Source organism: Rhodoferax sp. LS1P39 (assembly GCF_056521425.1).
Window position 1 is genome coordinate 70964 of sequence record NZ_JBWMAV010000001.1, and the last position, 18570, is coordinate 89533.

Consider the following 18570-nt stretch of genomic DNA (forward strand, 5'->3'; position numbering starts at 1 on the left):
TGCTACAAAAAAAAGAGCTGCTCACGCCGATGGAATAAGCACGGGAGCCTTATTTCTTATAAATTTTTAAGCCGGGAACACACCGGTGGACAAATACCGGTCGCCCCGGTCGCAGACGATGAACACCACCGTGGCATTGGTCTCGCGCTCGGCAATCTGCTGCGCCACCCAGCAGGCACCGGCGGCCGAGATGCCCGCAAAAATCCCCTCTTCGCGCGCCATGCGGCGGCACATTTCCTCGGCATCGTCCTGGCTCACATAGGCCAGTTCGTCCACGTGCGAGGGGTCGTAAATCTTCGGCAGATACGCCTGCGGCCATTTGCGGATACCGGGGATGCGCGAGCCCTCGCTGGGCTGGGCACCGATGATGCGGATGGCCGGGTTCTTCTCTTTCAGAAACTTGGACACGCCGGTGATGGTGCCGGTGGTGCCCATGGCGCTGACGAAATGGGTGATGCGGCCCTGCGTGTCGGCCCAGATTTCCGGGCCAGTGGTCTCATAGTGGATGCGCGGGTTGTCGGCATTGGCGAACTGGTCGAGCACGCGGCCCTTGCCCTCGCGCTGCATCTGGTCGGCCAGGTCGCGGGCGTATTCCATGCCGCCGCTTTTGGGCGTGAGGATCAGCTCGGCGCCGAAGGCCTTCATGGTCTGCGCCCGCTCGATGGACAGGTCCTCCGGCATGATCAGCACCATGCGGTAGCCCTTGACGGCGGCGGCCATGGCCAGCGCAATGCCGGTGTTGCCCGAGGTGGCCTCGATCAAGGTGTCGCCCACGCTGATCTCGCCGCGCTCCTGCGCCCGCTGGATCATCGACAGCGCGGGCCGGTCCTTCACCGAACCGGCCGGGTTGTTGCCCTCCAGTTTGCCCAGCACCACGTTGCCGCGCTCGGCATTGCCCGCAGCCCCAATACGTTGCAACGCGACAAGCGGAGTTTTTCCGATGACATCTTCAATGGTTGGATATTTCATACCCTGCACTGTGCCATAATATTGGTCTTGCTTCTGCAATAGCCCGGGTGGTGAAATTGGTAGACGCAGGGGACTCAAAATCCCCCGCCGCAAGGCGTGCCGGTTCGATTCCGGCCCCGGGCACCACACACCAAAAAACCCCTTAACTCCTACGAGTTAAGGGGTTTTTTTTTACCCGCATGGCCACGCAGTACCGTAAATTCTGAAAATTCGGGAATCAAAGGAATCCATGTATGAACCTGCAGCCCCTGACCCAGCGTTTTGTTCTGCACTTTGGCGAGATGGGCAGCCGCTGGGGCATCAACCGCACGGTGGGGCAGATTTATGCGCTGCTGTTTGTGTCGGCCAAGCCACTCAATGCCGATGAAATTGCCGAGGCCCTGGCGTTTTCGCGCTCCAACGTCAGCATGGGGCTGAAAGAGCTGGCCTCGTGGAACCTGGTGCGGCTGCACCATTTGCCCAACGACCGGCGCGAGTACTTTCAGGCCCCCGAAGACGTGTGGGCCATCTTTCGCACCCTGGCCGCAGAGCGCCGCAAACGCGAAATCGACCCCACCCTGTCGATGTTGCGCGATGCGCTGCTGGAAGAACCCACCGCCGAGGAGGATGTGCACGCCCAGGCGCGCATGAAGGAAATGCACAACCTGATCGAGCTGGGCACCGCCTGGCTGGACGAGGTGCAGAAGATGGACTCCGCCTCACTGGCACGGCTGATGAAAATGGGCTCCCAGGTGCAAAAGCTCATCCAGGTGAAGGACCGGGTGAAACAGGTCTTCAAGACTGACAAATCCCCCTGACAGGTTTTACACGTGCGGCGGTTTGTCCAGCTTGTCGTGCCGCGTGGCGGCATCGTCCATCAGCTCGTACCACATGGCATTGAGCACCGCGAAGGTCGCGGCCAGCGGCAGGCCTAACAGCCAAGAGAAATACCACATATCTGAGTTCCTTTAAGAATAAGAGAGCGCCGCGGCGTTCAGTACGCGTGGCCACGGTTGTCGCGGATGGCATCGGCATCCACCTTGCCCCACATCACCTTGTAGACCCAGCTGGTGTAGGCCACGATCAGCGGAATGAAGACCACGGTGACCACCAGCATGATGAACAGCGTCAAATGGCTGGACGATGCATCCCACACCATCAGGCTGGAACGCGGATCCAGCGACGAGGGCAGGATGAACGGGAACATCGACACACCCACGCTCAAGATGATGCAGGCAATCGACAACCCGCTGGCCAGCAAAGCCAGCCCGCCCCGGCGCAGCCGCAGGCATACCAGGGCCAGCAAGGGCCCGACCAGCCCCAGTACCGGCACCAGCCACAGCCCCGGGTGCGCGGCATAGTTGGCAAACCAGGCACCAGACTGCAAGGCCACGGTTTTCAGCAGCGGGTTCGACGGCCCGTTCACCGGCAAGGCGCTGGTGACCTGGTAGCCCACCACCCAGCCCCACATCACCCAGCCCGCCAGCGCGTACAGCGCCATGCTGGCGATGGCGGCCACGCTACCAATGCCCCGCGCCCGCTCGGCCACCGGGCCCGCGGTTTTCAGCATGAGCCAGGCACTGCCGTGCAGCAGCAGCATGGCCACCGACACCAGGCCGCACAGCAGCGCAAACGGGTTCAGCAGGCCGAAGAAGGTGCCTTCGTAAAAGATGTGCATGTCGTTGGAAAAGCGGAAAGGCACGCCCTGCAGCACGTTGCCGATGGCCACGCCAAAAATCAGTGACGGCACGAAACCACTGAAGCACAGCACCGCATCCCAGCGGGCGCGCCAGGCGGGTTCTTCGCGTTTGCTGCGGAACTTGAAGGCCACGGGCCGCAAGATCAGGGCCAGCAAAATCGCAAACATGGCCAGGTAAAAGCCCGAAAACGACACCGCATACAGCGGCGGCCAGGCCGCAAAAATGGCCCCACCACCCAGAATCAACCAGACCTGGTTGCCCTCCCATACCGGGCCCACGCTGTTGATGATGACGCGGCGCTCCAGGTCGTCGCGCCCGGCAAACGGCAGCAGCATGCCCACGCCGAGGTCAAAACCATCGGTGACGGCAAAGCCGATCAGCAAAACACCCAGCAGCAGCCACCAGACCAGGCGCAGGGTTTCATACGAAAGCAGTTGGTGCAAGACCATGTTGGTGTTCCTCGGTTCAAATGGCAGCGGTACGGGGGTTGCCCACGGGGGCGGGGGACGACGGCAGCGCGGGGTGCGGTTCCGGCCCTTTGCGGATGGCCTTGAGCAGCAGCTTCATCTCGATCACAAACAGCACGGTGTAGAGCGCAACAAACCCCACGATGGTGGCCAGCACCGTGCCAGCCCCCAGGTTGGAGACCGCCACCGCGGTGGGCAGCACGCCCTCGATCACCCATGGCTGGCGGCCCAGCTCGGCCACGATCCAGCCGCATTCCGCCGCCACCCAGGGCAGCGGAATCGACCACACCGCCACCCGCAGCAGCCAGGGGTAGGCATCGAGCTTGCGGCGCGCCGACAGCACAAAGAAGGTGCCGGTCAGCACAATGAAGAACATGCCCAGCCCCACCATCACCCGGAACGACCAGAACAAGGGTGCCACCGGCGGAATGGTGTCGCGGGCGGCCTGCGCCACCTGCTCCGCCGTGGCCTTGCGCGGATCGTCCACATAACGTTTGAGCAGCAGTGCATAGCCCATGGCGTTGCCGTTTTTCTCGAAGATGCTGGCTGCCACCTCGCGGGCTGCCGGGTCGGTGGCCGGGTCGCGGATCTTTTGCAGCGCGTCATAGGCCGATATGCCCACCCGGATATTCAGCTCGGCATGCAAGACCAGCTCGTCAATGCCGGGGATTTCGGTGTTCAGCGAGCGGGTGCCGATCAGCCCCATCACCGCCGGAATATGCACGGCATAGTGCGTCTCGCGCGCCTCCTGGTCCGGAAACCCGAACGCGGTGAAGGCCGCAGGCGCAGGCTCGGTCTTCCACATGGCTTCGATGGCCGCCAGCTTCATCTTCTGGTGCTCGGTCGACAGGTAACCGCTTTCGTCGCCCAGTACCGCCACCGACAGCGCGGCAGCCAAACCGAACGACGCGGCCACTGTCATGGAGCGCTTGGCCAGCTCGGTATGCCTGCCGTGCAGCACATACCAGGCCGCCACGCCCAGTACAAACAGCGATGCCATGGTGTAGCCTGCCGACACCGTGTGCACAAACTTGGCCTGGGCCACCGGGTTGGTCAGCACGGCATAAAAGTCGGTCACCTCCATGCGCATGGTTTGCGGGTTGAACGCCGCGCCCACCGGGTTTTGCATCCAGCCGTTGGCAATCAGAATCCACAGCGCCGACAAGTTGGTGCCCAGGGCCACGGCCCAGGTCACGGCCAGGTGCCCGAGCTTGGAGAGCCGGTCCCAGCCAAAGAAGAACAGGCCCACAAAAGAGGCCTCCATGAAAAAGGCCATCAACCCCTCGATCGCCAGCGGTGCGCCAAACACGTCACCCACGTAGTGGCTGTAGTAGCTCCAGTTCATACCGAACTGGAACTCCATCACGATGCCGGTGGCCACGCCCATTGCGAAATTGATGCCAAACAGCCCGCCCCAAAACTGGGTCATGTCGCGCCAGATGGGGCGGCCGGTCATCACGTAGACCGTCTCCATGATGGCCAGCAGCACCGCCAGGCCAATGGTCAGCGGTACAAACAAGAAGTGGTACAGCGCCGTCAAGCCAAACTGCAGCCGGGACAGATCCACAATGTCGAGGTCCATGGGTTTTCCTTCGTTTCAATTCAATCGGGTCGCAGCGCCTGGAGCGCGGCATCAAATTCGGCCGTTCCGCGCCGCAGATCGGCGGTGACGCGGCCAGCGCGCAAGCACAGCAAGCGGTCGGCCAGCGCCGCCTCGCGGCGCAAATGGGTGGCAATCAACAGGGTTTTGCCGTGGGCCTGCGCCTGCAGGCGTTGCAAGACATCGTGGGCCGTCTCAGTATCCAGCGCCTCGGTAGGTTCGTCCAGAAGCCAAAATGTCACAGGACGCAACAGCAGCCGCGCCAGGGCCAAACGGCGCAGTTGGCCACCCGACAAGCCCAGCCCGCCCTCGCCCAGCCGCGTGTCCAGCCCGGCGGCCATGGCCCGCACCGCGTCGGCCAGGCCCGCTACTTCCAGCACGGCCCAGAGCTGGGCATCCGGGGCGGCCGGGTCGGCCAGCCGCAGGTTGTCGCGCAGGGTGTCGGCAAACAGCTCGCTGCGCTGGGTCAGCAGGCTGTGTGTCTGCACCTGCACGCTGCCCGCCTCCGCTGCCAACTCGCCCGCCACCAGGGCCAGCAGCGTGGACTTGCCTGCGCCGCTGGGCCCCACCAAGGCCACCCGCTCGCCCTGGGCCAGCGTGAACGACGTAGGCTGCAACGCCCGCAGCGGGCTGCCGGGATAGGCCACACTGACCGCGTTGAGCTGCAAGGCGAAATCTGTGCCGCCGCCGACGGGGGGGCTGGGTTGCTCGGCCTGCGCCATGCGCGGAGCCAGCCGCCGGGCGGCACGCCAGCTGCGGCCTGCCTCCAGCGCACCCCGGCGCAGGGCCGCAAAGGGTTCGGTGGCGGTCAAGGACAGCAGCAGGGCCAGCGCCGCGGCGGGGGCACCGATGCGGCCCTGCTCCACCAGCGCGGCAGCGGCCAGCAACACCGCCACCAGCGTCAGGCTGCCCGCCATGCCGTAGGCCGCACCAGTGCGGGCTTCCAGGCGGTTCAAGGCCAGATCGGCCCGGGCCAGTTGCTGGTCGGCAGCGGCCAGGGCGGCCCGCTGGGCCTGCAGTTGCCCGGCCATGGCCAGCTCGGTCTGGCCGGCCACCAAATCGACAGCGCGCTCCCGCAACTGCTCCAGCGCATGGGCCCGGCGCACCGCTGCAGGCCCGGCCCGCTGCGCCACCACCAGGGCGATGCCCCAGCCCGCACCCAGCAACCACAGGGCTAACAACACCCCCAGCCAGGGCTGCATGAAACCCAGCACCAACCCCGCCAGCAAGGCCGCGCCCAGCGCCGCCAGCGCGGGCACCAGCAGGCGCAGGTACAGCGACTCCAGCGCGTCGATATCGGCCGTCAGGCGAAACAGCAGGCGGGCGGGTTGCGCCAGCAGTTGGCGCGCCGCATCGGGCCGGGCCCAGCCGCGGAACAGGCGCTCGCGCAAATCGGCCAGCGCGGCAAAGGTGGCATCGTGGGTGACCAGCCGCTCGGCATAGCGCGAGCCGGTGCGCCCCAGGGCCAGCAGACGGATACCTGCCGACGGCATGAACACATCAAAATGCAGCGCGGTGGCCGCCTGCAACCCGGCCAGGGCGGTGGCGGTGATGAACCAGCCCGACAAGCCCAGCAAGGCCATACCGGCCAGCACCGTCAGGGCCGCACACCCAGCCCCCAGCGCCAGGCGGGTGCGCTGCGTGGCCCAGAACATGGCCAACACCACCTGCACATCGTGCCAGCGCTGGTTCATGCTGCGGCCCTCACCGGACCGGCATCCAGCTGCACCACCCGGTGCATGCGGGCGGCCAGCACCGGGTCGTGGGTGGCGGTGATCAGGGTCTTGCCCTGGGCGAACTGCAGCAGCGCATCGGCCACGGCCTGGGCGGTTTCGGTGTCCAGATGGGCGGTGGGTTCATCGACCAGCAGCAGGTCGGCATCGGCATGCAGCACCAGCCGGGCCAGCGCGAGGCGCACCAGCTCGCCGCCAGACAAGCCGGTGCCGCCCTCGCCCAGCGCCACATCCACACCCGCCTGGGCCACGCGGCCCAGACCGGCCTGCTGCAGCGCCGCCACCACACCGTGCGCCGCCACGCCGGAACGGCCCAGCGCCACATGCTCCTGCACCGAACCCGCAAAAATATGCGGCTTTTGCCCTATCCAGCCCATGCGTTGGCGCAGGGCCGACGCGGAGGCTTCGGTCAGCACCACGCCGCCAATGCGGATGCGCCCCTGCTGCGCAGGCACCAGGCCCGCCAGCAGGTGCAACAAAGCCGTCTTGCCCGCGCCGCTGGCCCCCATCAGCGCCACATGTTCGCCCGCAGCCACCCGCAGCGCTAAACCGGCAAACACCGGAGCCTCACCCGCATGGCCAAAATGCAGATCGGTGACCTGTACCGACGGTGTGCCCAGGCTGTGCAGACCGGCGGGCGGCAACGCAGCCCCCGGCAAGGGCACGCCGTCCTGGGCCAGCGCTTCCAGCGCCGCCAAAGCGGCCTCGCCCGCAGCGCGGTCGTGCCACACCGCTGCCAGTTCGCGCAGAGGTTCAAAAAAGGCCGGGGCCAGCAGCAGGATGAACAGGCCCTCGCCCAGGCCCAGGCGCTGCCCCCAGCTGCCCCAGGGGATGCTGCCCAGCAGATGAAAGCCCACATAGACCGCCACCATGGCCACACCCAGGGCCGCAAACAGCTCCAGCACCGCAGAAGACAAAAACGCAATCCGCAACACCGCCATGGTGCGCTGGCGCAACGACTGCGCCGATGCCCCCAGGCGGTGGGCGGTGGCATCCACCGCATCCAGCGCGCGCAAGGTGGCCAGGCCCCGCAGCCGGTCGAGCAAAAAAGCGTTCATCTGGCCCATCTCCACCATCTGGGCGGCGCTGGCCGCCTGGGCGCGCCAGCCCACCAGCGCCATGAAGATCGGAATCAGCGGGGCCGCCAACAGCAGCACCAGGGCTGCCGCCCAGGAAAAATAGGCCACGGTGGGCAGGATCAGCAGCGGCACCACCATGGCCCGCCAGCGGGCCGGTTGGTAGCGCACCAGGTAGGGCAACACCGCCTCGGCCTGCTCGGCCACCACGCTGGCAGCCAGGCCGGAAGCGGGCCGGGCGGCATCCAGCGGCGAACGCGCCGCCAGCGCTGCAGCCACCCGTGCGCGCAGGTCTGACACGTATGGGCGGGCGACGGCAAACACCCGGCGCAGGCCCCAGGCCTCGGCTGCCGCACGCAGCGCGCCCAGCAGCAGCACCCCGGCGGCGGGCCACAGCACCGCGGTTGCGTCGACGAGCCCCGCAGGACCGGCCAGGCGGTGCACGGCCCAGGCCAGCAAGGCGGCTTGCGGCAGCCACAGCACGGCGGCCAGGCCCTGCACCACACCGCCCAGGCCCCAAGGGGTCAGGCTGCGCAAACGGGGTTGGGATGGGGACTGGGTGTTTTTCATCTTTTAATGATTGAAATTTCAGTAATTACTGAAATTTCAATCATTAAAATTATATGAATAACTTTGATCCGGGTCAAACATGCCGATGCTGCACCACCGCGCGGTGTTGTGAAATGGCAGATTCCCGCGCCCAAGTTAACCCCGCCAATCCGGGACAAGCTTGTGGATAAGCCGGGCAAACCCCTGTATGCCCAGCCTAAGTGCTTGTTTTCAAAAGATAAAGCTTGCAGTGCTTAATATTTAGGCAACTTGCACGAAGCACCGGCACGGCGGAATGCGCCTACCATGGACAGGTCCTGTTAGCGGTTGAAAAGGAGAATTTTTATGTCTATCCGCCTGGCTGTTGTGCTGGCCGTCGCCGCCCTGGCCTTCTCGGCCTGCGCCACCAAGTCCGCCCCTTCCGGCCCGGCGCTGGAGGCGCGGCTCAGCGCCCAGCGCTGGACGCTGCAGTCGGCCACCGATGGCCAGGGGCAGGCGATCAAGGCACTGTTTCCGCGTGCTGACCCGCGCTTGACGGTGGAGTTCAAAGACGGGCGCGTGGGCATCCGGGGTGGCTGCAACGCCATGGGCGGCAGCTACCAGATCGACGCGGCGAGCCGTTTGCAGGTGGGGCCGCTGATGTCCACCCGCATGGCCTGTGCGGGCGGGCTGATGGAGGCCGACCAGGCCCTCAGCGCCCTGCTCGCCCAGCGCCTGCAGGTGCGGCTGGACGATGGCCCGGCCCCGGTGCTGCGCCTGCTCTCCGATGCCGGGCAGACGCTGGTGTGGGCGGGTGTGCCCACACCGTAGATGCTATAGTTTAAATAGCTTCTAGTGCTTATGGAATAAGCGCTAGAGGCCTATTTCACCCTGAAAATCATGCTGTCACAGGAGACGACGCGACCCGGCGGTGTTTCACCACCAGGCGCTCGGGCGACAGGTACTGCGGCAGGTACACATCAAACGGCATGGTGTCGGCGGCTTCGATGGCTTTCTGCGCGGCCACCGACGCGGTGGTCATAGCCTCAAAGCGGTCCTGCTGCTCGGCACTGAACGGCAGGTCCAGCAGGTGCTGGCGGGTTTGCAGCGACTGTTGGGCAATGAAGGGCACGAACGATCCGCACGCGGTGTCTTGCATGGCGGCCAGCACGCGGGCCGACGACAGCAGGCTGGGGTCGGCCAGGGCGGCATCGGCAGCGGCCAGTGCGTCGCTGTACAAGGTGCCGCCGTGCACGGCATCCAGCGCAGCAGCGATGGGGCGGCACTGGGCCACCAGGTCGCTGCCCCACTCCACCAAGGGCACTTCCTGGCCTGCGCGCTCCAGCGTCAGGCCGGGCTCGCGGCCCCGGGCGGCCACGCGGTGCTGGTTGTGCGCCAGCTCGGTGATCTCTTGCGGGGTGTCGGGCGGGCTGTCGCTCAGCAGGCAGTGCAGCAAGAACACGTCGATGAAGCGCATGGTCTGGGCGGTGATGCCCACGGGCACAAACGGGTCCAGGTCGAGCAGGCGCACTTCCACGTACTCCACGCCGCGCTCGCGCAGGGCGTGCAGGGGGCGCTCGCCGGGGTAGATCACCCGCTTGGGGCGGATGGTGCCGTAGAACTCGTTTTCGATCTGCAGCAGGCTGGTACCCAGCTGGTTGTAGTCGCCACCAGTGCCGCGCACGCCCACCGCCTTGTAGGCCGGGTACGGGCGGGTCAGCGCGTCTTGCAACGATGCGCCGTAGCCTTCCAGGCTGTTGTAGCTCACCGCCAGCGAGGCCTGGGCATCGCTTTGGTAGCCCAGGCGGCCCATGCGCAACGAGGTGCCGTGCGGCATGTACATGGTGCGCTCGTTGAGCTGTTGCAGTTCGTGCTGGCGACCGGCCACAAAGCTGGAGCACACCGCGGGCGACGCGCCAAACAGGTACAGCAGCAAGAACGCGTGGCGGCGGAAGTTGCGGATCAAGCCAAAGTACTCCTCGCTGCTCACGCCCGGCAACGACCAGTTGTAGTGGATGCCCGAGATGGTCTGCATGCGGCGGCCATAGCGGTGGCCCAGGCCCATGCGGTACACGCTCTTGGCACGGCCCACGTTGGAGCTGCCATAGCGGCCAATCGGAATGGTCTCGTCGGTGGGCAGGCCGCAAGGCATGCTGGACACCCACAGCATTTCGTCATCCCCCTGGGCTTGCAGGGTGCGGTAGGTGAACTGGTGCACTTCGGTGAGCTCGTCCAGGCAGGCCTCTACGCCCTGGTGCACGCCGGTGATCAGCTCCACCTGGGATTCGCTGAAGTCGGTGGTGATGTGCGGATGCGTCAGCGCCGAGCCGAGTGCCGCCGGGTGCGGCGTAAGGGCCAGGTTGCCATTGGTCTGGGAGCGCAGGCTTTCCTTCTCCAGGCCACGGCGGATGCCCTGGAGCCGGTCGGGCGCGAGGGCCTGCAGGCGTTCTAGCAAAGCGGGGTTGGGAAGGGAACTGGGCATCTGAGGGTATCCATAAATCTTGGCCGGGCGTGGAAGGTATCACAGGCGCGGCGGGCGTGCTGGAGACGGCACAACGCCCCCAGCCGCAAAGCGTGGGGGCGTTGGGGTTGGGCACGAACTACGGTTTTGTGGTCTGCGCGGTAACGCTGCTGGCATCCCAGCCGCCGCCCAGGGCCTTGTACAGGCTGACCACGGCAGCCAGCTGGCTGCGCTGGATGTCGATCAGGCCCGATTCGGCCTGCGCCAGGTCGCGCTGGGCGTTCAGCACTTCCAGGTAGCTGGAGTAGCCGTTTTTGTAGCGCAGGTCGGCCAGGCGCAGGGTGCTGCGCAGGGCGGCGATGCGCTGGGCCGTGGTAGCGGTGATGTCGCGGCCCGCGGCCACGTTGTTCAGCGCGTCGTGCACATCGCGGAAGGCGTTTTGCACCGTCTGGGTGTAGGTGGCCAGCGCCTGCTGCTGGCGTGCGTTGGACGCGGCCACCACGGCATCGATGGCCCCGGCGCGGAAGATAGGCTGCGTCAGGTTGCCCACCAGGTTCCACAGCAGCGAGGCCGGGTCGAACAGGTCTTTGAGTTCGCGCGACTGGTAGCCCAGGCCGGCGGTGAGGCTGAGCTTGGGGAAGTAGGCGGCGCGGGCCTGGCCGATGTCGGCGTTGGCCGCAATCAGGCTTTGCTCGGCTGCCACCACGTCGGGGCGGCGGGTCAACACATCCGACGGCAGATCGGCCGGAATCGCCTGGGCGGCGTACAGCGTGCCCAGGTCGGCACCGCGCAGTAACACCGGATTCACGATGTCGCTGGGCTTGCGGCCCAGCAGCACGGCCAGCGCGGATTCGGCATTTCGGCGGGCTTGTTGGGTCTGCTGCAGCGTGGCCTGGATGCCTGCGGCTTCCGACTCGGCCTGGCGCAGGTCCATCTCACCAATCACCCCGGCACCGAAACGGCGGTTTTGCAGGCGCAGGTTCTCGGTACGGGTGGCCTGGGTTTGCTCGGCCAGCACCAGCTGGGCATCCAGGGCACGCAGGGCAAAGTAGCTTTGCGCCACGTTGGCGTACAGAGTGGTCAGCACCGTGCCCCGGCTGGCTTCCTGGGCCAGCAGGCGGGCCTTGGCGGCTTCGTCGGCGCGGGCGTACCTGCCCCAGAAGTCCAGCTCGTAGCTGGCGCTCAGGGCCAGTTGCCGGTCGTTCGAGTACGGGTTGGAGCCGGGGTTGAAGCTGGCAGTGTCCTCGCTGGCACGGCGGCGCGAGGCGCTGGCGTTCAAATCCACCGTGGGGTAGAAGTTGGACGCGTTCTGGTCCAGCGTGGCGCGGGCCTCGGCAATCCGGGCGGTGGCCAGGGCCAGGTCCTGGCTGTTGGCGGCAGCCTCTTGCAGCAGGCCGTCGAGCACCGGGTCGTTAAAGCCCTTCCACCACACCAGCCAATCGACATTGGCCGCCGTACCGGTACTGGTCAGTGTGGTGGGCAGGTCCAGCGCCGGGCGCTGGTAATTTGGACCTAAAGGGGCTATACCGCAAGCAGATAGGGCGCAAGCAGCTACTAAAGTAATAGCAAATGATTGGAGAGTGCGCTTAGACATGCTGCGCTCCTTGCCCGTGGGCGGGTTTGTTCAGGCTCTCGAAGTCCTCCGGCGTGCTGCGGAAGTTCCAGTCGTTGACCAATTTAAAGAACAGCGGCACCAAAAACACCGCCAGGAAGGTGGCTGCCAGCATGCCGCCCAGTACACCCGTACCGATGGACTGGCGTGCTGCCGCACCCGCGCCGCTGGAGAAAGCCAGGGGCACCACGCCCAAAATAAAGGCCAGCGAGGTCATCAGAATCGGGCGGAAGCGCAGGCGGGCCGCTTCCAGCGCGGCGGCCACCGGGCTCAGGCCGTCCTGCACCTTCATGGTCGCAAACTCGACGATCAGAATCGCGTTCTTGGCCGACAGCCCCAAAAGCGTGACCAGACCAATCTGGAAGTACACGTCGTTGGTGTAGTTGCGCAGGTACACCGCCACCAGCGCACCGAAGATGCCGAACGGCAGGGCCAGCAGCACCGAGAATGGCAGCGACCACTTTTCATACTGCGCGGCCAGGATCAAGAAGATCATCACAAAGCCTGCGCCGATGGCCAGGCCACTCGACCCGCTGCTGCGCTTTTCCTGGAAGGCGGTGCCGCCCCAGTCGTAACCCATGTCGGCGGGCAGCACCTTGGCGGCGGCGCGTTCCATGGCGGCAATCGCCTGGCCCGAGCTGAAGCCGGGTTTCGGGTCGCCCAGGATCTGGATCGACGGCAACGCGTTGAAATGCTGCACCGAATCCGGTCCGGCCACAAACTGCACGTCGGCCACAGAACGGATCTGCACCATCTTGCCGGTGTTGGTACGCACGTACAGGTTGCCGATGTCGTCCGGCTTGGAGCGGTACTGGCCCTCGGCCTGCATCAGTACCTGGTAGATACGGCCACTCTTGTTGAAGTCGTTCACGTAGTAGCTGCCCAGGGTGGCCGCCAGGGTGTTGTAGATGTCGGCCACGGCGATGCCCATGGAGCGGGCTTTCTCGGTATCCACACTCACGAACAACTGGGGCGAGTTGGCTTGCCACAGGGTTTTGACGCCTTGCAGCTCGGGCTGCTTGTTGGCTTCTTCCAGCAGCTGGGGCAGGATTTGCGCCAGGCGGCGCACACCGCCGTCGCCCTTGTTTTGCAGGTTGAACTCGAAGCCGCCGGTCTGGCCCAGGCCCTGGATGGCCGGGGGGCTGAAGGCCAGGGGCAGGCCTTCCTTGATGCCGCCGGTCTTCATGTAGAACTCGCCCACCAGCTCTTTGGCCGACTGGGTGCGTTCGTCCCAGGGCTTGAGCGGGAAGAACATGGTGGCGGTAGACGACTTCAGGCCGCCGCCGCCCAGGATGTTCAGGCCGACCAGACTGAACACCGTGTCGATGTTCTTGTTTTGCGATTCAATGGCTTCGATCTTGCGCACCACATCGTTGGTGCGGTCCAGCGACGAGCCTTCGGGCAGGATGGCCGCGCCGATGAAATAGCCCTGGTCTTCGTCGGGCACCAGGCCGCCGGGCACGATCTTGAACAACAGCCCGGTCAGCCCGGCCATGCAGATGAACAGCACCACGCCCAGGAAGCCGCGCTTCAGGAAGAAGGCCACGCCACGGGTGTAGCGGTAGGTCAGCTTCTCGAAGCTGCGGTTGAACCAGTTAAAGAACGCGTTCTTGCGCTCGGCACCGGGCTTGAGCAGCACGGCGCAAAGGGCCGGGGTCAGCGTCAGCGCCACAATGCCGGACAGCACCACCGCAATGGTGATGGTGACCGAGAACTGCCGGTACAGCTCGCCCGCCAGGCCGCCCAAAAAGGCCACCGGGATGAAGGCGGCGCACAGCACCAGCACAATCGCAATCACCGGGCCGGTGACCTCGCGCATGGCTTCAATTGCGGCTTCGCGCGGGCTCATGCCCTCTTCGTGCATCAGGCGCTCCACGTTTTCCAGCACCACGATGGCATCGTCCACCACGATACCGATGGCCAGCACCATGCCGAACAGGGTCAGGGTGTTGATGCTGTAACCCAGCAGGTGCAGGCCCGCCATGGTGCCAATCAGCGACACCGGCACGGCCAACGTGGGGATGATGGTGGCGCGCCAGCTTTGCAGGAACAAATACACCACGATGAACACCAGCACCATGGCTTCGACCAGGGTGATCAGCACTTCGCGGATGGATTCGGTGACGAACGGCGTGGTGTCGTAGGGGGTGGCGTAGGTCAGGCCCTCGGGGAACTTGGCCTTGAGCTCGACCATGACCTTTTCCACCGCCTTGCGGGTGTCCAGCGCGTTGGCACCGGTCTGCAGGAACACGCCCACGGGCACGGTGGGGTGGCCATTCACGCGGCCATAGAAGTTGTAGTCCTTGGAGCCCAGCTCGACCCGGGCCACGTCTTTCAGGCGCACCACGGCACCGTTGGTACCGCTACGCAGAATGATGTTGGCAAACTGCTCGGGCTCCAGCAGGCGGCCCTTGGCGGTAACGGTCAGGGTCAGCTCTTCGCTGTTGCCGGGAGGTGCACCGATCTTGCCTGCGGCGTACTGGGCGTTTTGCTCGGTCACGGCGCTGGAGATGTCTGCCACGGTAATGCCCATGGCCGCCATGCGGTCGGGGCGCAACCAGATGCGCATGGCGTAGTCTTTGGCACCGAAGATCTGCACATTGGTAGTGCCGGGCACGCGTTTGATGGCATCCAGCACGTTTTGCGTCACGTAGTTGGAGATGAACAGCGAGTCGTAGCGGTCGTCTGGCGAGTAAATCGCCGCCACCGTCATGAAGCTGGACGAGCTTTTGGCTACCGTCACACCCTGGCGCTGCACTTCCTGCGGCAGCTTGTTCAACACCTGGTTGACCCGGTTGTTGACGTTCACCGCCGCGATGTCCAGGTCGGTGCCCACGTCAAACGTGATGCTGATGGACACGGCACCGTCACCGGACGAGGTGGAGCTCATGTAGAGCATCTTTTCCACGCCGTTGATGGCCTGCTCGATGGGTGCGGCCACGGTGGTTTCCAGCACTTCGGCCGAAGCACCGGGGTAGACCGCGCTGACGCTCACCACGGGGGGCGAGATTTCCGGGTAGCGGGCAATCGGCAGCACGCGCATGGCGGCCAGCCCGGCCAGCACCAGGAACAGAGACAACACCGTCGCGAAGATCGGACGGTCGATAAAAAACTTGGAGAACATGGGGGTGTTGCTCCTTATTTCGCAGCGGCTGATGTAGCGCTGGCGGGCGCAGCGGGTGCTGCAGGCTCAGACGCTGCAGCAGCGGCACCGGGGGCCTTGCCCGCCGAGCCCAAGGCGGCATTGGTGGCGGCCACGGCCACGTAGGGCACGGGCTTGACCGTCATGCCCGGCTCATGGGCCTTGATAAAGCCCTCGACCAGCACGCGGTCGCCGCTTTGCACACCCTTGGTGACGATCCACTCGCCCTTGGTCCAACCGTCCAGCTCCACCGGGCGCGGGGCCAGCTTGTCGTCGGGCGTGACCAGAAACACCATCTTGCCCATGGGGCTGTCGATCACCGCGCGCTGCGGCACGCTGACGGAATTGGGGCGGCTGGCACCACTGAGCAGCACACGCACAAACTGGCCAGGACGCAGCACGCCGTCGGGGTTGGGGATTTCGGCCCGGGCATCAAAGCTGCCGGTGGTGGGGTTGAGCCGTTCGCCCGAGAAATTGAGCTTGCCCGCCAGTGGGTAGGTGCTGCCGTCGGCCAGCTTCACGTTCACGCCAAAGCCCAGGCTGCCGTTGGCCGCCTTCTTGCCGGGCACGGCCAGTTGGCCCGAACCCACTTGCTTGGTGATGCGCAGCATATCGGCTTCGGACACGCTGAAGTTCACATACATCGGGTTGGTTTGCACGATGGTGGTCAGCAGACTGTCGGTGGCCGAGACCAGGTTGCCGTCAGATTTGGCGGCAATGCCGGTGGTGCCGCTGATGGGGGCCACCACGGTGGTGTACCCCAGGTTCAGGCGGGCCTCATTGGCCTGGGCCTGGGCTTGCTTCAATGTCGCGGCAGCGGATTCGGTAGCCGACTTGGCATCGTCAAATTCTTTCTGGCTGATGGCCTTCTCAGCCACCAGCGGGGCCAAACGGGCCTGGTCGCGCTGGGTCTGGTTGACCTTGGCCTGGGCCACGGCCACAGCGGCCTCGGCGGAGGCGGCCTGGGTCTGGAAATTGGCCGGGTCGATCTGGAACAGCGGTGTGCCGGCCTTGACGCTGGCACCCTCTTCAAACAGGCGCTTGCTCAGGATGCCAGCCACCCGGGCCCGCACCTCGGTTTCACGCGAGCCAGCGGTCTGGCCCACATATTCCAGCTCGACCGCATGGTCCTGGGCCTTCACCGTGACCACCGACACCTCGGGTGGCGGCATGGCACCGGGGGCACCCGCACCCGCCCCATCGGCAGGCTTGCCACCGCAGGCCACCAGGGCCAAAGGCAGTGCCGCCAGCAGGAAGGGCGACATCCATCGCTGGCGCAAAGAGCGCTTCGCAACAGGACGATGGAGGGGGTCGATGGAGGGAACGCGAGACGGTGCGATGGACATAAACATAGTAAGGTTTAATGAGGTTGGTGTAGTATCACATACATTCGTGAATGTTTACTTTAGTTAAGTAATAACCCGCAAGCAACTTTCCCGCCATGGCCAGAAAAACCAAAGAAGACGCAGAGCATACATACGCTGCCCTGCTAGAAGCAGCGGAACAAATGTTTTTCGACAAAGGTGTTGCACACACCACACTGGCCGATATCGCCAGCGCAGCCGGTATGACGCGCGGTGCCATCTACTGGCACTTCAAGGACAAGTCCGCCCTGCTCAAAGCCCTGTTCGAGCAAGCCAAGCTGCCCATGGAAACCATGCTGGCCGAGCTGCCCGCCTGCACCGCCACCGACCCCCTGGCCGTGCTGCGCCACATGAGCGTGCATGCGCTGACCATGCTGGCCGCATCGCCCAAGCAACAGCGCGTGTTCGGTATCTTGTTCCACAAATGTGAAAACGTCGGGGAAGTGGCCGACGTACTGGAACACGAACTGGCCTGCCGCGACGAATGCATGGCCCGGTTTGAGACCATCATGCGGCAAGCCGTGGCCCAGGGCCAGCTGCCTGCCGACACCGATGTGCCGCTGAGCCTGCAAACCATGCACAACTTCATGATGGGCACCATGCGCGAATGGCTGCTGGATACGCAAAGCTACCCGCTGGCCAGCGCCGCCCCGGCCATGGTGGACATGCTGATTGCCGGGCTGCGCACCTGCCCGCCGCGGGTCCAGCCGGGCTAAATGCCGGGTTAAAGTTGCAGCCATGCAAGGCCTGCACCTCACCGCCGATCTCCACCACTGCCAGTGCGACAGCGCCTGGCTGCTGGATGCGCGCCTGCTGGGCGTGGCCTGCCGCGATGCCGTGCAAGCCGCCGGGCTGCAGGCCGTGGCCGAGCTGTTCCACGGTTTTCCGGCCACAGCGCAGGGCCCAGGCGGGGTAACGGCCACCATTTTGCTGGCCGAGTCGCACCTGTGCGTACACACCTGGCCCGAGCTGCGCGGCGTGACGCTGGACGTGTACGTGTGCAACTTCGGTGCCGACCACTCGGCCAAGGCGCAAGCGCTGCTGGACGGGCTGATCGCCCTGTTTGCGCCCAAACAGGTGCAGCGGCAGCGGCTGGACCGAGGCCAGGCCGTTTAATATTTATCCGAATTTCAAACAACAGTTGTTTGATCACCAGAGAATAATTAAACTACAGGCCCTTCCCCTGCCGGAGCCGCCGCATGCAAACCCTGAACCTTGAACAACTCAAAGCCGCCACCCTGGCCGGTGGCGTGACCGGCATCACCTTGCGCGGCGACGGCGCGGCCTTTGTGGTCAACGTGCACACCCAGCGGGGCGAAGCCATCATGGTCACCTCGCGCCAGCAGCCGCGCCGCTTTGCCGACCCCCGCAAAGCCCTGCAGGTACTGCGCAGCACCGGCTGGAACGAATGCCGCCTGGACGCCACCCAGTGGCGACCCGAAGACAGCGCCCTGGAGCGCACCGCCCGCCCCGACCGCAGCATCGCCCTCAAAGCCGCCCACGAAGCCGCCCAGGCTGATGAAGACTACGACCGCTGGTTCCGGGCCAAGGTGCAGGCTGCGCTGGACGACCCCCGCCCCGCCATCGGCCCCGAAGAATGGGCCGTGCGCCGTGCCGCCATGGTGGCCCGCAGCAAAGCCCGGCAGCCGGTATGACAGTGCGCAGGCTCGTTGTGCTGCGATCGCCGGTGTATATCGAAGCCCTGCAGGCCATCCAGGACCACATTGCCCTGGACAACCCCGATGCCGCCTTGGACCTGGTGCTGGACATCGATGGCCAGGTAGATGACCTGGCCGACCCCAACTTCCCCCGCCGTCCGGGCCGCGTGGCGGGCACGCTGGAGCTGGTGGCCCACCCAAACTACATCGTCGTGCTACAGCAAACCACCACCACCGTCACCGCAAAAACGGTGCTCCACGTCGCCAAACAATACCCCTGA

General features: G+C 65.3%; 16 protein-coding genes and 1 tRNA gene. 7 read left to right on the forward strand and 10 right to left on the reverse strand.

Annotated elements, in window-relative coordinates:
- Positions 1-66 precede the first annotated feature (66 nt).
- Entirely contained in the window at positions 67-969 is a 903-nt protein-coding gene (gene cysM, locus AC097O_RS00255) for a cysteine synthase CysM (RefSeq protein ID WP_479590683.1), read from the reverse strand.
- 41 nt (positions 970-1010) lie between these two features.
- Here cysM and AC097O_RS00260 point away from each other — a divergent pair.
- Both AC097O_RS00260 and AC097O_RS00265 read left to right on the forward strand, forming a co-directional pair.
- Positions 1011-1095 (forward strand) — tRNA-Leu (locus AC097O_RS00260).
- A gap of 107 nt (positions 1096-1202) precedes the next feature.
- Positions 1203-1766, forward strand: a complete 564-nt coding sequence (locus AC097O_RS00265) for a GbsR/MarR family transcriptional regulator (RefSeq protein WP_479590686.1) — start codon at positions 1203-1205, stop codon at positions 1764-1766.
- A gap of 6 nt (positions 1767-1772) precedes the next feature.
- Here AC097O_RS00265 and cydX read toward each other — a convergent pair whose 3' ends face one another.
- The 5 genes from cydX to cydD are packed head-to-tail and all read right to left on the reverse strand — an operon-like array spanning position 1773 to position 8094.
- A complete protein-coding gene (gene cydX, locus AC097O_RS00270) occupies positions 1773-1904 on the reverse strand; it encodes a cytochrome bd-I oxidase subunit CydX (RefSeq protein ID WP_315186722.1) in 132 nt (43 codons plus the stop codon).
- Positions 1905-1942: 38 nt separating this feature from the next.
- A complete protein-coding gene (gene cydB, locus AC097O_RS00275) occupies positions 1943-3097 on the reverse strand; it encodes a cytochrome d ubiquinol oxidase subunit II (protein ID WP_479590689.1) in 1155 nt (384 codons plus the stop codon).
- 16 nt (positions 3098-3113) lie between these two features.
- Positions 3114-4697, reverse strand: coding sequence for a cytochrome ubiquinol oxidase subunit I (locus AC097O_RS00280; RefSeq protein ID WP_479590691.1), 1584 nt, complete (start codon positions 4695-4697; stop codon positions 3114-3116).
- Positions 4698-4717: 20 nt separating this feature from the next.
- Positions 4718-6409, reverse strand: a complete 1692-nt coding sequence (gene cydC, locus AC097O_RS00285; protein WP_479590694.1) for a thiol reductant ABC exporter subunit CydC — start codon at positions 6407-6409, stop codon at positions 4718-4720.
- Positions 6406-8094 (reverse strand): thiol reductant ABC exporter subunit CydD, encoded by a 1689-nt coding sequence (cydD, locus tag AC097O_RS00290; RefSeq protein ID WP_479590697.1) that lies wholly within the window; start codon positions 8092-8094, stop codon positions 6406-6408. Before cydD ends, cydC begins: the two co-directional genes overlap by 4 nt.
- A 324-nt stretch (positions 8095-8418) precedes the next feature.
- Here cydD and AC097O_RS00295 point away from each other — a divergent pair, with 324 nt between their 5' ends.
- Positions 8419-8883, forward strand: a complete 465-nt coding sequence (locus AC097O_RS00295; RefSeq protein ID WP_479590699.1) for an META domain-containing protein — start codon at positions 8419-8421, stop codon at positions 8881-8883.
- Positions 8884-8950: 67 nt separating this feature from the next.
- Here AC097O_RS00295 and gshA read toward each other — a convergent pair whose 3' ends face one another.
- The 4 genes from gshA to AC097O_RS00315 form a co-directional block, all read right to left on the reverse strand.
- A complete protein-coding gene (gshA, locus tag AC097O_RS00300) occupies positions 8951-10534 on the reverse strand; it encodes a glutamate--cysteine ligase (protein ID WP_479590702.1) in 1584 nt (527 codons plus the stop codon).
- Between the two features lie 118 nt (positions 10535-10652).
- Positions 10653-12107: an efflux transporter outer membrane subunit gene (locus AC097O_RS00305; RefSeq protein WP_479590705.1), complete on the reverse strand. Its 1455-nt coding sequence runs from the start codon at positions 12105-12107 to the stop codon at positions 10653-10655.
- The gene (locus AC097O_RS00310; RefSeq protein ID WP_479590707.1) at positions 12100-15249 is read right to left on the reverse strand and encodes an efflux RND transporter permease subunit; all 3150 of its coding nucleotides are present in this window, start codon (positions 15247-15249) and stop codon (positions 12100-12102) included. Before AC097O_RS00310 ends, AC097O_RS00305 begins: the two co-directional genes overlap by 8 nt.
- Before the next feature lie 14 nt (positions 15250-15263).
- Complete coding sequence (locus AC097O_RS00315) at positions 15264-16532, reverse strand: efflux RND transporter periplasmic adaptor subunit (RefSeq protein ID WP_479590710.1); 1269 nt, start codon at positions 16530-16532, stop codon at positions 15264-15266.
- Positions 16533-16708: 176 nt separating this feature from the next.
- Between AC097O_RS00315 and AC097O_RS00320 the strand changes: the two genes are divergently transcribed.
- From AC097O_RS00320 to AC097O_RS00335, 4 genes are all read left to right on the forward strand, one after another.
- Entirely contained in the window at positions 16709-17347 is a 639-nt protein-coding gene (locus tag AC097O_RS00320; protein WP_479590712.1) for a TetR family transcriptional regulator, read from the forward strand.
- A 22-nt stretch (positions 17348-17369) separates the two neighbouring features.
- The gene (locus AC097O_RS00325) at positions 17370-17747 is read left to right on the forward strand and encodes an S-adenosylmethionine decarboxylase family protein (protein WP_479590715.1); all 378 of its coding nucleotides are present in this window, start codon (positions 17370-17372) and stop codon (positions 17745-17747) included.
- 83 nt (positions 17748-17830) lie between these two features.
- On the forward strand, positions 17831-18286 hold the full coding sequence (locus tag AC097O_RS00330; RefSeq protein ID WP_479590717.1) for an antitoxin PaaA2 family protein: 456 nt from the start codon (positions 17831-17833) through the stop codon (positions 18284-18286).
- A gap of 17 nt (positions 18287-18303) precedes the next feature.
- Positions 18304-18570, forward strand: coding sequence for a type II toxin-antitoxin system RelE/ParE family toxin (locus tag AC097O_RS00335; RefSeq protein ID WP_479590719.1), 267 nt, complete (start codon positions 18304-18306; stop codon positions 18568-18570).